This is a genomic window from Klebsiella sp. R390, from assembly GCF_051131745.1.
Lineage (GTDB): Bacteria > Pseudomonadota > Gammaproteobacteria > Enterobacterales > Enterobacteriaceae > Klebsiella.
In genome coordinates this window covers 4,360,146-4,374,632 of record NZ_CP180445.1, presented here as the reverse complement: position 1 = coordinate 4,374,632, position 14,487 = coordinate 4,360,146, and the positions used below count along the sequence as shown (strand labels likewise).

Annotated in this window: 14 protein-coding genes; 5 read left to right on the top strand and 9 right to left on the bottom strand. The window is 57.9% G+C overall.

The window, feature by feature from the left end:
- Window positions 1-107: 107 nt before the first annotated feature.
- Window positions 108-572, top strand: coding sequence for a YehR family lipoprotein (locus tag ACMYSP_RS20530; RefSeq protein ID WP_434583885.1), 465 nt, complete (start codon window positions 108-110; stop codon window positions 570-572).
- Between the two features lie 112 nt (window positions 573-684).
- Here ACMYSP_RS20530 and ACMYSP_RS20525 read toward each other — a convergent pair whose 3' ends face one another.
- Genes ACMYSP_RS20525 through ACMYSP_RS20515 form a run of 3 tightly spaced genes read right to left on the bottom strand, consistent with a single transcriptional unit; the run spans window position 685 to window position 3,607 of the window.
- Window positions 685-1,152 (bottom strand): DUF1456 family protein, encoded by a 468-nt coding sequence (locus tag ACMYSP_RS20525; protein ID WP_434583884.1) that lies wholly within the window; start codon window positions 1,150-1,152, stop codon window positions 685-687.
- Window positions 1,153-1,205: 53 nt separating this feature from the next.
- Window positions 1,206-1,925, bottom strand: coding sequence for a two-component system response regulator BtsR (btsR, locus tag ACMYSP_RS20520; protein WP_434583882.1), 720 nt, complete (start codon window positions 1,923-1,925; stop codon window positions 1,206-1,208).
- Window positions 1,919-3,607, bottom strand: coding sequence for a LytS/YhcK type 5TM receptor domain-containing protein (locus tag ACMYSP_RS20515; RefSeq protein ID WP_434583881.1), 1,689 nt, complete (start codon window positions 3,605-3,607; stop codon window positions 1,919-1,921). Before ACMYSP_RS20515 ends, btsR begins: the two co-directional genes overlap by 7 nt.
- Before the next feature lie 209 nt (window positions 3,608-3,816).
- Here ACMYSP_RS20515 and ACMYSP_RS20510 point away from each other — a divergent pair, with 209 nt between their 5' ends.
- Together ACMYSP_RS20510 and ACMYSP_RS20505 are read left to right on the top strand one after the other, a co-directional pair.
- Window positions 3,817-4,548 (top strand): MerR family transcriptional regulator, encoded by a 732-nt coding sequence (locus tag ACMYSP_RS20510; protein WP_434583880.1) that lies wholly within the window; start codon window positions 3,817-3,819, stop codon window positions 4,546-4,548.
- A 59-nt stretch (window positions 4,549-4,607) separates the two neighbouring features.
- Window positions 4,608-4,721, top strand: coding sequence for a protein YohO (locus ACMYSP_RS20505; protein ID WP_071844955.1), 114 nt, complete (start codon window positions 4,608-4,610; stop codon window positions 4,719-4,721).
- On the opposite strand, the gene ACMYSP_RS20500 is transcribed toward ACMYSP_RS20505, so the two are convergent.
- The 5 genes from ACMYSP_RS20500 to bglX form a co-directional block, all read right to left on the bottom strand.
- A complete protein-coding gene (locus tag ACMYSP_RS20500) occupies window positions 4,696-5,433 on the bottom strand; it encodes an ABC transporter permease (RefSeq protein ID WP_434587196.1) in 738 nt (245 codons plus the stop codon). The genes ACMYSP_RS20505 and ACMYSP_RS20500 overlap by 26 nt on opposite strands.
- Window positions 5,417-6,364 (bottom strand): ABC transporter ATP-binding protein, encoded by a 948-nt coding sequence (locus ACMYSP_RS20495; RefSeq protein ID WP_434583878.1) that lies wholly within the window; start codon window positions 6,362-6,364, stop codon window positions 5,417-5,419. The genes ACMYSP_RS20500 and ACMYSP_RS20495 overlap by 17 nt, the downstream gene beginning before the upstream one ends.
- Window positions 6,357-7,514: an ABC transporter permease gene (locus ACMYSP_RS20490; protein WP_434583876.1), complete on the bottom strand. Its 1,158-nt coding sequence runs from the start codon at window positions 7,512-7,514 to the stop codon at window positions 6,357-6,359. The genes ACMYSP_RS20495 and ACMYSP_RS20490 overlap by 8 nt, the downstream gene beginning before the upstream one ends.
- 7 nt (window positions 7,515-7,521) lie before the next feature.
- On the bottom strand, window positions 7,522-8,439 hold the full coding sequence (gene osmF, locus ACMYSP_RS20485; protein ID WP_434583875.1) for a glycine betaine ABC transporter substrate-binding protein OsmF: 918 nt from the start codon (window positions 8,437-8,439) through the stop codon (window positions 7,522-7,524).
- Window positions 8,440-8,579: 140 nt separating this feature from the next.
- Window positions 8,580-10,877, bottom strand: a complete 2,298-nt coding sequence (bglX, locus tag ACMYSP_RS20480) for a beta-glucosidase BglX (protein ID WP_434583874.1) — start codon at window positions 10,875-10,877, stop codon at window positions 8,580-8,582.
- A gap of 193 nt (window positions 10,878-11,070) precedes the next feature.
- Here bglX and dld point away from each other — a divergent pair, with 193 nt between their 5' ends.
- Together dld and ACMYSP_RS20470 are read left to right on the top strand one after the other, a co-directional pair.
- Window positions 11,071-12,810 (top strand): D-lactate dehydrogenase, encoded by a 1,740-nt coding sequence (dld, locus tag ACMYSP_RS20475; protein ID WP_434583872.1) that lies wholly within the window; start codon window positions 11,071-11,073, stop codon window positions 12,808-12,810.
- 92 nt (window positions 12,811-12,902) lie between these two features.
- Window positions 12,903-13,457 (top strand): GNAT family N-acetyltransferase, encoded by a 555-nt coding sequence (locus ACMYSP_RS20470; RefSeq protein WP_123755132.1) that lies wholly within the window; start codon window positions 12,903-12,905, stop codon window positions 13,455-13,457.
- Between the two features lie 40 nt (window positions 13,458-13,497).
- On the opposite strand, the gene pbpG is transcribed toward ACMYSP_RS20470, so the two are convergent.
- Window positions 13,498-14,448, bottom strand: coding sequence for a D-alanyl-D-alanine endopeptidase (pbpG, locus tag ACMYSP_RS20465; RefSeq protein WP_434583871.1), 951 nt, complete (start codon window positions 14,446-14,448; stop codon window positions 13,498-13,500).
- Window positions 14,449-14,487 lie beyond the last annotated feature (39 nt).

Sequence of the window (14,487 nt, the reverse complement as noted above, 5' to 3'; positions counted from 1 at the left end):
TCTTTATCAATTCTGATTCTCACTCTCCGGCCTTTTCTGCGCGTTGTACACCACAGCAATCGTGGCAATAATCAACCGCTTTACCCTTAACCAACAAAGGAACTGTGATGAAGATATCCCGCAAGCTGGTTGTCACCGCCGCGCTCTCCCTGCTGCTCGTTGGTCTCGCGGGCTGCGACAACGCACCACAAGAAAAGAGCAAAACCTTTACCCACACCATCAACGGTATTGATCTGAGTTTTACCTACCATTATGCAGGTGACAAAGTGCTGCGCCAGGAGGCAAATAACACCCTTCCCTATAAGAGCATCGGAGCCACCAGTAAAGAGCAGGCGCAGACGCTGATTGAACCAGCCAGTCACCTTTATCGCGATGTCAAAGGTGTGGAGCAGCGCATCGATTATAAAGACAGCTATGCCCAGGAACACATCAGCGTTGATTTTACCCAAGCGAAGATTAGCGACCTGTGCAAGCTGCCGGGAGCGATGTTCACCAACTGCGCGCTTAAGGAGGTCTCGATGGCGGAATCAGAGACGTATCTTAAAGGGCAGGGTTTCAAGGAAGTGAAATAGCCGTGAAGCACTCCCGGGTGGCGGCATAAACGCCTTACCCGGGCGACACGGAAACCGAGCGGGAAACCTGGCTAAGTACAGCGCAAGCCGGGACCACTCAGCAGAGGAAAACTCAAGGTTTGGCGTGGACGCGTTCGGTCAGGCCGCGCAGGAAATAGCGCAGGAACTGGTCACCGCACTCGCGGAAGTTTTTATGCTCCGGGGCGCGCATCATGGCGGTAATTTCTGGCATCGAAACGCGGAACTTCTGCTGGGTCAGAATGGCGAGGATGTCATCGGTCTTTAGCGAAAAGGCGATGCGCAGCTTTTTCAGCACAACATTGTTATTCACCCGGCGTTCAACCGCCAACGGCGGTGCCGACTCGTCTTTGCCGCGTTTGTCATAAATCAGGCCGTTGAGGAAAATCGACAACATAATGTCCGGGCAGCGCTGGAAGCCCTCTTCGTCTTCCTTTTTCAGCCACGGGACCAGCTGCTCTGCGCTGACGACGGAATCGCCCAGCGCAAAAATACGCACCAGGTCATTATTATTGGTTTTCAGGGTGTAGCGCAGGCTACGTAAGATATCGTTACTGATCATAATGCCTTCATGATGAAAAATGCTGGCGCTAAGTCTATCACGATTCAGGCGTATTACAGCCCAATCGCCTCTTTCAGATTTTTTAAGTAGCGACGGCTCACCGGCACCGTTTGCCCGGCCCGCATCAGCAGTTCCGCCTGACCATTCTCCTCCAGACGGATCTCCTTCAGGTGGGCCATGTTTACCAGATACTGGCGATGGCAGCGCAGCAGCGGCGTGCGGTTCTCCAGGGTGCGCAGGGTCAACTCGGTGAAGCCCTCTTTCCCTTCGCGGTCGGTGACATAAATTCCGCTCATCCGGCTGCTGACGAACGCCACATCTTCCATCTGCAGCAGCCAGATGCGGCTGTGTCCGGTGCAGGGGATGTATTTCAACGCCTGTTGGGTATCATCGAGCAGCGAAATATCCTGCAGGCTGCGCTCCTGACGCAAACGGGCCAGGGTCTTCTCCAGCCGCGGCGCCTCGATGGGTTTGAGCAGATAATCAAACGCGTGCTCTTCAAACGCTTTTACCGCGTACTCGTCAAAGGCGGTAAGAAACACAATGTAAGGCCGGTGTTCCGGATCCAGCATCCCGACCATCTCCAGTCCGCTGATCCGCGGCATCTGAATGTCGAGAAACAGCACGTCCGGGCGCAGCTTATGCACCGCGCCAATGGCTTCTACGGCATTGCCGCACTCGCCGACAATCTCAATATCGCCGGCGGATTCCAGTAATACGCGCAGGTTTTCACGTGCCAGCGGCTCATCATCAACTATCAACACTTTTAACACGCGTTTTCCTCCAGAGGCAGTCGCAGCGTGACGCGGGTGAAACGCTCCGCTTCACAGGTGACGGTAATGCCGCAGTCGGCGCCGAAGCGCGCTCGTAAGCGTCTGTCCACCAGACTCATACCCAGCCCGCTGGCGTTGGGATTGTCCTGATACAGTCCGGCATTATCTTCGATATCAAGTTGCAGCCAGCGGTCGTTCTGGCTGGCGCGAATGGTAATCTCCCCGACCCCGAGATGCTGCGACGTGCCGTGCTTAATGGCATTTTCTACGATCGGCTGCAGCGTAAACGCCGGTAGCTGATGGTGGGCCAGCGCTTCGGGCACCAGCATCTGGATCTGCAGGTTGGCCTGGAAACGCGCCTTCTCAATTTGCAGATAGGCGTTCACATGTTCAATTTCGTCGGCCAGGGTCACGACCTCCGACGGCCGCTTAAGGTTTTTACGGAAGAAGGTCGACAGATACTGCACCAGCTGTCCGGCCTGATCGCTGTCGCGGCGTATCACCGCCTTCAGGGTGTTTAAGGCATTAAACAGAAAATGCGGGTTCACCTGCGCGTGCAGCAGTTTTATCTCCGATTGTGTCAGCAGCGCCTTCTGCCGCTCGTACTGCCCGGCGAGAATTTGCGCCGACAGCAGCTGGGCAATCCCCTCCCCCAGGGTGCGGTTAATGGAGCTGAACAGGCGGTTTTTCGCTTCATATAATTTAATGGTGCCGATGACCCGCTGATTTTCGCCGCACAGCGGGATCACCAGCGTCGAGCCCAGCTTGCAGTTGGGGTGAATCGAGCAGCGATAAGGAACCTCGTTGCCGTCGGCGTAGACTACCTCGCCGCTATCAATAGCCTTTTGCGTATAGGATGACGAGATGGGCTTGCCGGGCAGGTGGTGATCGTCACCAATGCCGGTAAACGCGAGCAGCTTGTCGCGGTCGGTGATGGCCACCGCGCCAATATCCAGCTCCTGGATCAGCACCTGCGCGACCTTCATGCTGTTCTCTTCATTAAACCCCTGGCGCAGGATCCCCTCCGTCGAGGCCGCAACCTTCAGCGCGGTGGCAGAAAAAGCCGAGGTGTATTTCTCAAACATCGCCCGCTTATCCAGCAGAATACGCATAAACAACGCGGCGCCGACCGTATTGGTTACCATCATCGGCGCGGCGATGCTTTGCACCAGATGCAACGCATTATCGAAGGGACGGGCGATCAGCAGAATAATCAGCATCTGCACCATCTCGGCGAAGAAGGTAATCGCGCCGGCGGTGAGCGGGCTAAACACTTTATCCGGACGTCCACGTTTGACCAGCACGCTGTGGACCAGACCACCCAGTAGCCCCTCCACAATGGTGGAGACCATACAGCTCAACGCCGTCATCCCGCCAAGGGAGTATCGATGCAGCCCGCCGGTGAGGCCCACGAGGCCGCCGACAACCGGGCCACCGAGCAGACCGCCCATGACTGCACCGATGGCACGCGTATTGGCAATGGAATCTTCGATATGCAGACCGAAATAGGTCCCCATAATGCAGAAAATAGAGAAAGTGACATAGCACAGCAGCTTATGCGGCAGGCGGACGGTGACCTGCATTAGCGGAATGAACAGCCGCGTCTTGCTCATCAACCACGCGATGACCAAAAACACGCACATCTGCTGAAGCAGCAGCAACACCAGATCGAACTCGTACATACCCGCAGACCACACTTCACTTGAAAGCGCGTAACATACACCGCCGGGTCATAACTTTCTTTGAAGCCACCGAGGAAAATGAAAAATCATGGTCAGGATCACACTTCTTAGCCACCTCCCGCTCGCCACATGAACAAAAAATGAACAAACATGTCGTCTTCGGCAAACAGCTTCTACAGTTATAAGGGAAGCAACTGCGGGAGGGATTTATGGCGCTTTATACGATTGGTGAAGTGGCTCAGCTCTGCGACATCAACCCCGTGACGTTACGCGCCTGGCAGCGGCGCTATGGACTGCTGAAACCTCAGCGCACCGATGGCGGCCACCGGCTGTTTAATGAACAGGAAATTGACCGCATCCGCGAAATTCAACGCTGGATTGACGCGGGCGTTCAGGTGGGTAAAGTCAAAACCCTGCTCAACGATAACGATCATCAGGAAGAGGATGGCTGGCGGGAACAGCAGGAGATTCTGCTGGGCTATCTGCACGACGGCAGCTATCACCGTTTACGGTTGTGGATTAAAGAGCGCAGCCACAGCTACTCCGCCCTGACGCTGGTTAACCAGTTGTTTATCCCCTTGCGCCATCGTCTGCTTAGCCCCCAGCCTACCCTCACCGCCCTGCGCAGCATTCTTGACGGCCTGCTGATCAACCATATTGCCCACAGTCTTGCCAGCGCCTACAAACACGCCGGCAGCCATGCGCTGGTGCTCGGCTGGAATATCGACGATACCACCCGGATGTGGCTGGAGGGCTGGATTGCCTGTGAACAGGGCTGGCGTGTCGACGTTGTGCCGCACTCGCTGCCGCAGATTCGACCCGAACTGTTTCCCGACAGCACCCTGCTGGTATTGTGCGGCGAGAGCCCGACCCGGGCGCAGCAGGATCAACTGCAGGCCTGGCAGCAGCAGGGTCACGTTATCTGGCTAAATAGCAATTAATGTTTTATTAACACCTGAGCTTCACCGTATAATCCCTCCGTTAACATCAGGAGCCTATTATGAAGCCAGCGAAAATCGCGGTCATTACCCTATTCTTATTCATGGCCATCGGCGGGATCAGCGGCGTGATGCTCGCCGGTTACTCGTTTATTGTTCGTGGCGGTGTCGGCTGAGCCAGCGGTTCAGCCATTCAAATCCGCGGTCGACGACGATCGCTGCCAGCGCCACCAGCAGCGCACCTTGCAGGACATAAGCGGTGTTGAACCCGCTAAGGCCGATGATAATCGGCGTTCCGAGCGTATTCGCCCCGACCGTTGAGGCGATAGTCGCCGTGCCGATATTGACGATGGTCGAGGTCCGGATACCGGCCAGCATCACCGGAGCGGCCAGCGGCAGCTCGACCTTGATAAACCGCTGCCAGCCCGTCATCCCCATCCCCTGAGCGACCGCCACCACGCCCGGCGGCACGGCGCTTAACCCGGCCAGCGTCCCCTGCAAAACCGGCAGCACGCCGTACAGCGCCAGCGCTATCAGCGCCGGCTGCCAGCCAAATCCCATTACCGGCACCGCAATTGCCAGCACCGCCACCGGCGGAAAAGTTTGCCCCATTGCCGCAATCGTCTCCACCAGCGGGCGAAATTCACGCCCCGCGGGACGCGTCACCGCGACGCCTGCCCCGACACCGACCACCGTCGCCGCCAGGCTCGAGAGCGCCACCAGCCAGCAATGGGCCCACGTCAGCGACAAAAAACTCTGCTGCTGATAGACCGGGCGCGGCAGTTCGGGAAACAGGGCGCTAAAGAGCGGCGCGCTATAGGGCAGCAGCAGTAAAATGGCAATAAACAGCGCCAGCAGCCACAGCAGCGGATCACGAAGCAGGCGGATGGCGCACCTCCTTGCTGAGCAGATCGGCAAAATGCAGCGTCCCGCAGGCTTGTCCCTGCTCATCCACCACCGGCAGCACCTCACAGCGATGGGTTATGAACTGGGAAAGCGCTTCACGTAGCGTCATCGTCACCTGAAGCGTATCACCGGCCAGCCGCTCATCACGACGCAGATACTCCCCGACGCCGCGCAACGCCAGCAGACGGACGCCCAGCTCGCTGCGACCAAAAAACGTCTCCACAAAGGCGTTTTTGGGATTCAGCAGCATCTGCAGCGGTTCCCCCTGCTGCACCACTTCACCGCTGTCCATCAGCACCAGATGGTCCGCCAGCCGCAGCGCTTCATCGACATCGTGGGTCACCAGGACGATCGTCCGCCCCAGTAGTCGGTGAATACGGATCATCTCCTGCTGGAGCGCGTCGCGGGTGACCGGGTCGAGGGCGCCAAAAGGCTCGTCCATCAGCAGGACGTCGGGATTGGCAGCCAGCGCCCGCGCCACCCCAACCCGCTGCTGCTGGCCACCGGAGAGCTGATGCGGGTAGCGTTCAGCCAGTGCCGGATCCAGCCCCAACAGCACCATCAGTTCATCAACCCGCGCCGCGATCTGCTGTCGCGACCACTTTTGCAGCTGCGGGACAGTGGCAATGTTCTGCGCCACCGTCCAGTGGGGAAACAGGCCAATCGACTGAATGGCGTAGCCCATGCGCCGGCGCAGCGTCAGCACCGGCTGCTGGCGAATATCCTGCCCGGCAAAGCGCAGGCTGCCGCTGTCATGCTCGACCAGCCGGTTGATCATTTTCAGCGTAGTGGATTTACCGGAACCGGAGGTGCCAACCAGCACCGAAAAGGCCCCCTCACGCAGATGCAGGTTGAGATTTTTCACCGCCGGCTGCCCGGCGAAGGATTTGCTGACCCCGTCAAATTCAATCATCCGCCTCTCCTTTGAGTAACGCGACCCACAACGCAAACAGCGCATCAACTACCACGGCAAGGGCAATAGTCGGGATCACCCCCAGCAGCACCAGATCCAGGGCGCTGCTCAACAATCCCTGGAAAACCAGGGTACCAAACCCGCCAGCGCCAATCAGCGCCGCCACCACCGCCATGCCGACGGTTTGCACGCTGACCACGCGCAGACTGCGCAATAGTACCGGCAGCGCCAGCGGTAGTTGTACCGACCGGAAGCACTGACCGCGGCTCATCCCCATCGCTACCGCACTCTCCAGTGCGTCGCGCGGTACCTGTTGCAGGCCGGTGACCACTCCACGAACCAGCGGCAACAAGGCATACAGCACCAGCGCAATCAGCGCCGGCGCCATTCCGGTACCGGAAATGCCCCGTTCAGCCAGCCCGGGGAAGTGATGGGCAAGACCGGCCAGCGGCGCGATCAGCAGGCCAAACAACGCCACGGAAGGCACGGTCTGAATGATATTGAGGAAGGTGAATACCGGCGCCTGCCAGCGGGGTCGGCGCCAGATGGCGATCCCCACCGGCAAACCGATCAGCAGCCCCGGCAGCAACGTGCCAAACAGCAACGTCACGTGCTGGTACAGCGCCGCATCGAAAACATCCTGACGGTTGGCGTACTCTTTCAGCAACGATAGCTGATCCAGCGCACCGCTGGTCAGCAGCAAACAGGGAATCAGCCAGATCTGGGCATTAAGCAGCCAGCGCCAGAGCGCCCGGGAAGTCAGCCGGCGGATGGCGTCGCTGGCAATTAACAGGCATAGCGCCAGCGCCAGCCACAAGCCGCTGCCCGTCGAGGTTCGCGCCAGCGCCTGGCCACCCTGCGCCAGCTGTGTCGCCACCTGCCCCGCGCCCCACAGCTGGAGTGGCAGCAGCGTGTCGACCATCAGCAACGTCAGCAGCAGCGGCCCGCGGCCCGCTCGCCAGCAGAGGAACATCAGCAACAACGCCCCGCCGACCTGCAGCGCCATCAGCCAGCGGCAATCCTGCCATAGCCAACGCCCCTCTCCTGATAACAGGCGATTAGGCGCATAGTTGACAAACGGCAAGGCCACCGCCAGCAGCAGGACGCAGGCCAGCAGCAGCACAACACGGTTATAACAACGAATAGCCACCCGGAGTCTACTTCAACAGCCCTTTTTGCTGCAGATAATCAGCGGCCACTTTTTTGGCGTCCCGCCCTTCTACGGCAATACTGGCATTCAACTGTTGCAGCGTTTTTTCATCGAGGCTGGCAAAAACCGGCTGCAGCCATTCACCAATCTGCGGGTAGGCTTTCAGCATCGCTTCGCGGACCACCGGTGTCGGAGCGTAAATCGGCTGTACGCCCTGCGGATCGCTGAGGGTTTGCAACCCCAGTGCAGCAACCGGACCGTCGGTCCCATAGGCCATGGCCGCATTGACGCCGGAAGTTTGCTGCGCCGCCGCTTTGATGGTCACTGCGGTATCGCCGCCCGCCAGCGACAGCAGCTGGTCCTGATTCAGCGAGAAACCGTAGGCTTTCTCAAAGGCCGGGAGCGCATCGGGACGCTCGATAAACTCCGCGGAAGCCGCCAGCTTGAAGGTACCGCCGCTGTGCAGATAGCGACTGAGATCGGCCAGTGACGTGAGGTGATTTTTCTCTGCCAGATCCTGACGCACGGCGATGGTCCAGGTATTGTTCGCCGGGGCTGGCGTGAGCCAGATAAGCTTATTCTGATCCGCGTCGAGCTTTTTCACCTTCTCATAGCCCTGCTGCGCGTTTTTCCACGCCGGATCGTTCTCCTGCTTAAAGAAGAAGGCGCCGTTGCCGGTATATTCTGGATAAATGTCGAGTTCACCCGCCGTAATCGCCCCGCGCACCACCGGTGTGGTCCCGAGCTGTATTTTATTGACGGTCTTCACGCCGTGGCTCTCCAGCACCTGCAAAATAATATTGCCCAGCAGTGCCCCTTCCGTATCGATTTTTGAGCCAACTTTGACCGGCTCCGCCGCCTGTAGCGGCAGGCTTATTAGCGCGGCCAGCGCCAGCGCAGTGCGCCATTTCGTTGCCATATCCATCCCGCCATCCTCATTATTTTGCGCTCCATTTTCAGAAGCTTAAGAGCAAAGCGTAGTCTATTTGACCGATGAGAGAAACAGAAAAGGCCGATTAATCGGCCTTTTAGGAGTGCTTCGGCAGCATGGCCGGAAGGGTCAGATTAGCGTAACTCGAACTCGCTCTGCTTCACGCGGGCGGAGTCAACACCGATAAAGACGTTGAATTTTCCCGGCTCGGCGTCGTATTTCATTTTCTGGTTCCAGAACTTCAGTGCGTTAATCTCAATCGGGAAGCTGACGGTTTGCGTCTCACCCGGTTTGAGGCTCACACGCTGGAAGCCCCGCAGCATTTTCACCGGTCGACTCATTGAGGCGGTGACATCCTGCAGATAGAGTTGAATGACCGTTGCCCCTTCACGTTTACCGGTGTTGGTCACCTGCACGCTGGCGGTGACGCTGCCGTCGCGTGTCATGGTCGGCGCCGACATTTTCACATCGGATACGCTAAAGGTGGTGTAGCTCAGGCCGTAACCGAACGGATACAGCGGGCCGTTGGCCTCGTCAAAGTAGCGCGAAGTGTATTTGTTCGGCTTATCGGCGTTGTACGGACGGCCGGTATTGAGATGGCTGTAGTACACCGGAATCTGTCCCACCGAGCGCGGGAACGACATCGGCAGTTTACCCGACGGGTTGGCATCGCCGAACAGCACATCAGCAATAGCGTTGCCGCCTTCGGTCCCGGCAAACCAGGTTTCCAGCATCGCGTCAGCCTGCTGGTCTTCTTTGACCAACGCCAGCGGACGACCGTTCATCAGCACCAGCACCAGCGGCTTGCCGGTGGCCTTCAGCGCGCTGATTAAATCACGCTGGCTTTGCGGCAGGGTAATGTCGGTACGGCTGGAGGCTTCGTGAGCCATGCCCTGCGCCTCACCGACCACCGCGACCACCACGTCGGACTGTTTCGCCGCGGCCACCGCCTCGTCAATCATCGCCTGCGGCGAGCGCGGATCGACCTGAACCGCTTTCTCGTACAGATTAAGGAAATCGACAATGCCGCTATCGTTGGTGATGTTGGCGCCGCGGGCATAAACCACCTTGCCTTTGTCACCCAGCGCATCTTTGATACCGGTCAGCACGGTCACCGACTGATCCGCCACGCCCGCGGCAGACCAGCTGCCCATCATGTCACGCTTGCTGTCTGCCAGCGGTCCCACCACGGCAATGGTGCCCGATTTTTTCAGCGGCAGCGTCTCCAGGCGGTTCTTCAGCAGCACCAGGCTTTGGCGGGCGACTTCACGAGCCTCTTTACGATGCAGGCGGCTTTCGGCGTTAGTATCCTGCGGGTCAGAATCTTTCGGCCCGAGGTGGCTGTACGGGTCATTAAACAGCCCCATATCATATTTGACGTTCAGCACGTGGCGCGTCGCATCATCCAGCTCCGCCATCGTCACCTTGCCGGATTTCACCAGCCCTGGCAGGTATTTGCTGTAGTACTCGTCGCTCATGCTCATGTTGATGCCCGACTTCAGGGCTACCCGCACTGCATCTTCCGGATCGGAAGCAACGCCGTGTTTAATCAGCTCCTTGATAGCACCGTGGTCGGAGACGGTAATGCCTTTGAAGCCCCAGTCATCACGCAGGACCTCTTTCAACAGCCAGGCATCGGAAGTGGCCGGGGTTCCGTTCAGAGAGTTAAGCGCCACCATGACCGCACCGCTGCCGGCATCCAGCCCGGCTTTGTAAGGCGGCATATAGTCGTTGAACAGGCGCTGCGGGCTCATATCGACGGTGTTGTACTCTTTCCCGCCCTCTACCGCGCCATAGGCGGCGAAGTGTTTCACGCTGGTCATCACCGAGTAGCGATCCGCCGGGCTTTTGCCCTGCATCGACTCGACCATCGCCTGGCCCATCACGGTGGTCAGATAGGTATCTTCCCCGAAACCTTCCGAGGCGCGGCCCCAGCGCGGATCGCGCGAGACGTCCACCATCGGTGCCCAGGTCATGTTGAGACCATCATCGGCGGCTTCATAGGCTGAAATACGGCCTACGGTATTGACCGCATCAAGGTTAAACGAGGAGGCCAGCCCGAGGCTTATCGGGAAGACGGTGCGCTGGCCGTGAATCACGTCATAGGCGAAAAACAGCGGGATCTTCAGGCGGCTGAGCTGCATGACCTGATCCTGCATGGTGCGGATATCCGGCCGCGTAACGGTGTTAAAAATGGCCCCGACCTGGCCATCTTTGATCATCTCGCGGATCGCCTCTTTCGGGTTATCCGGCCCGACGCTGATCAGCCTGAGCTGGCCGATCTTTTCATCGACGGTCATTTTCTTGAGCAGTTCGCTCACGAAGGCATCCCGCGCCTGCGGGGTTAAGGGGTGATTGCCGAACAGTTCATCCGCCAGAGCGGGTTGCAGCGCCAGACTAACGGCGACGCCAATCGTACAGAGCCATTTCATTGTTATCTCGCTTTCTCTCAGGCCGGGATCACGGCAAAACATAATAAAAACCGCAGTTTGCCATATATATAAACAAGACGCCTGCAGAATGCTAAGGTTCTTCTCGGAAATTAGACACATTCCTGCACAATATTGTCATACAAAGCGCTATGCTTAATCCCGATATTTTCGGTACCACCACAAGGAGTGGATCATGTCATCTGCAACACCTTCGAATAATCATGATTTTCTGGCGGAACTGGCAAGACTGGTCGGCACTTCCCACCTGTTAACCGATCCGGCCAAAACCCAGCGCTACCGTAAAGGTTTCCGCTCAGGCCAGGGCGATGCGCTGGCGGTGGTCTTTCCGGGCACCTTGCTGGAGCTGTGGCGGGTGCTGAGCGCCTGCGTTGACGCCGATAAAATTATTCTCATGCAGGCGGCAAACACCGGGCTGACCGAAGGCTCAACCCCCAGCGGCAATGATTACGATCGCCAGATAGTCATTATCAGCACCCTACGCCTTGATAAACTGCATCTGCTGGATAAGGGCGAACAGGTGCTGGCCTTCCCGGGCACCACGCTCTATTCGCTGGAAAAAGCGCTGAAACCGCTGGGCCGCGAGCCACACTCGGTGATCGGCTCCTCCTGCATCGGCGCCTCGGTGATCGGCGGGATCTGCAATAACTCCGGCGGCTCGCTGGTGCAACGTGGCCCGGCCTACACTGAGATGTCGTTGTTTGCGCAGATTGACGAAAACGGCAAACTGCGGCTGGTAAACCACCTGGGAATCGATCTGGGCACCACGCCGGAACAGATCCTCAGCCGCCTCGACGACGACCGCGTGAGCGATAGCGATGTGCTGCACGATGGGCGCCACGCTCATGACCACGATTACGTTACCCGGGTACGCGATATCAATGCCGACACGCCGGCACGCTACAATGCCGACCCGGAGCGCCTGTTTGAATCGTCCGGCTGCGCTGGCAAGCTGGCGGTGTTCGCTGCCCGTCTTGATACCTTCCCGGCGGAAAAACGCCAGCAGGTCTTTTACATCGGCAGCAACGACCCTGCGGTACTGACCGAGATCCGCCGCCATATCCTGGAGGAGTTTGCGCATTTGCCGGTAGCGGGTGAATACATGCACCGCGATATCTACGATATTGCCGAGCGCTACGGTAAAGACACCTTCCTGATGATCGACAAGCTCGGCACCGACAAGATGCCGTTCTTCTTCACCATGAAAGGCCGTGCCGATGCCATGCTGGATAAAGTGTCGCTGTTTAAACCGCATTTTAGCGATCGCTTCATGCAAAAACTGGGGCACGTGTTCCCGGCGCACCTGCCGGAACGCATGAAAACCTGGCGCGACAAATACGAGCATCATCTGCTGTTGAAAATGGCCGGGGATGGCATCGAAGAGGCGCAGAGCTGGCTTAAAACCTACTTCCAGCAGGCCGAAGGGGACTTCTTCGTCTGTACCCCGGAAGAAGGCAGCAAGGCGTTTCTTCATCGTTTCGCCGCCGCAGGGGCCGCAATTCGTTATCAGGCGGTACATGCTGATGAGGTCGAAGATATTCTGGCGTTGGATATTGCCCTGCGCCGCAACGACACCGAGTGGTTTGAGCATCTGCCGCCGGAAATCGACAGCCAGCTGGTCTACAAGCTCTATTACGGCCACTTTATGTGCCACGTGTTCCATCAGGATTACATCGTGAAAAAAGGCGTCGATGCCCATGCGTTGAAAGAACAGATGCTTGAGCTGCTGAAGCAGCGCGGGGCGCAGTATCCGGCCGAGCATAACGTCGGACACCTGTATGAAGCCGCCGATAGCTTGAAACAGTTCTACCGTCAGAATGACCCGACCAACAGCATGAACCCGGGTCTGGGTAAAACCAGTAAGCAGAAGTACTGGGGAGAACGCCCGCAGAGCGAAAATAACGTCGCCGAATAGCTATCATCGCAGATGACGCGTAACGGGATTCTGTATTACGCTGCACGCCGGAGAAACGCTTCTCCGGCAAACCTGGTTAAGGAGTCCCCCTCATGTCCGAAGCGGATATGTTACACGGCGCTGAGTTAGAGATCCGCGAAGCCCTGCCCGATGACGCTCACGCTATTGCAGCGCTGTACGTCTGGCACGTACTGAATGGACGTGCATCCTTTGAAGATATCCCCCCCACCGTCGATGAAATGCGTAAGCGCATTAAGACGGTGCGTGATAACGGGCTGCCGTGGCTGGTCGCCCTGTGGCGCGGCACCATTGTCGGCTACTGCTATGCGACCTTTTACCGCCCTCGTCCCGCCTACCGCTACACCCTTGAAGAGTCGATTTATGTCGAATCAGGAATGGGCGGACGCGGTATCGGCAGCGCCCTGCTGGCACAGCTGATTGAGAAATGCGAACAGGGTCCGTGGCGGCAGATGCTGGCAATCATCGGCGACGGACACAACAATGCCGGTTCGCTGGCGATTCACAAAAAATTTGGCTTCACGGTTGCTGGTCAGCTGCGCAGCGTCGGCTACAAGATGGGAGACTGGCGCGATACCTTAATCATGCAGCGCCAGCTGGGTGAAGGCGATTTAACCATACCGGAATAAAAAAAACCCCGGCCGCTGATGCGGGCCGGGGGGAGAGGCATTAATCGTTTTGCGCCGTCTGTGCGCCACCTTTCAGCATCGCATCCGCCATCTGGGCTTCACGCTGCTTTTTGTAGCTCAGCGCGGAGGCCGGCACCGGCATCACCTTCCCGGTTTCAACCCACGTCCGCAGGCGGCTGGCATCGGCGAAATGGGTATATTTGCCGAAGGCATCCATCACCACCAGCGCCACCGGGCGTTGATTAATGACCGTGCGCATCACCAGGCAGTGGCCCGCGGCGTTGGTAAAGCCGGTTTTGGTCAGCTGGATATTCCAGTTGTCACGATAGACCAGATGGTTGGTGTTGCGAAACGGCAGCGTATAGGCCGGATGGGCAAAGGTCGCGGTATCTTCTTTGGTCGTACTCAGTTGACCAATCAACGGATACTGTTCGGTCGCCATCAGCAGTTTCGTCAGATCACGGGCGGTCGAGACGTTATGAATCGACAACCCTGTGGGTTCAACGTAACGGGTATGGGTCATGCCCAGCGCCTGAGCTTTAGCGTTCATAGCGCGGATAAAGGCGTCGTAGCCCCCCGGATAGTGGTGGGCAAGGCTCGCAGCAGCGCGGTTTTCTGAAGACATCAGCGCCAGCAGCAGCATATTGCGGCGGCTGATTTGGCTATTCAGGCGCACGCGTGAATAGATCCCTTTCATCTCTGGCGTCTGGCTGATATCCACGGTCAGCATTTCGTCTAACGGCAGATGCGCATCCAGCACCACCATCGCCGTCATCACCTTGGTAATGGACGCAATCGGCCGCACCAAATCAGGCTGGCTCTGGTAAACAATTTTTTTGCTGGCAAGATCAACGATCATCGCGCTACCGGAGGCAATGTCCGGCTGCAAGGCCGTTGCGGCAACGGGGGTTTTTGCAATCGCCTGGGGCGCAAAAGGCACAGCCAGGAGCAAGGTCAGGCTGAGCAAAGAAACTCGAAATTTCGGCATCATGATCATTCGTGAAAGTATTTTTGCACGTTATGAACGTAC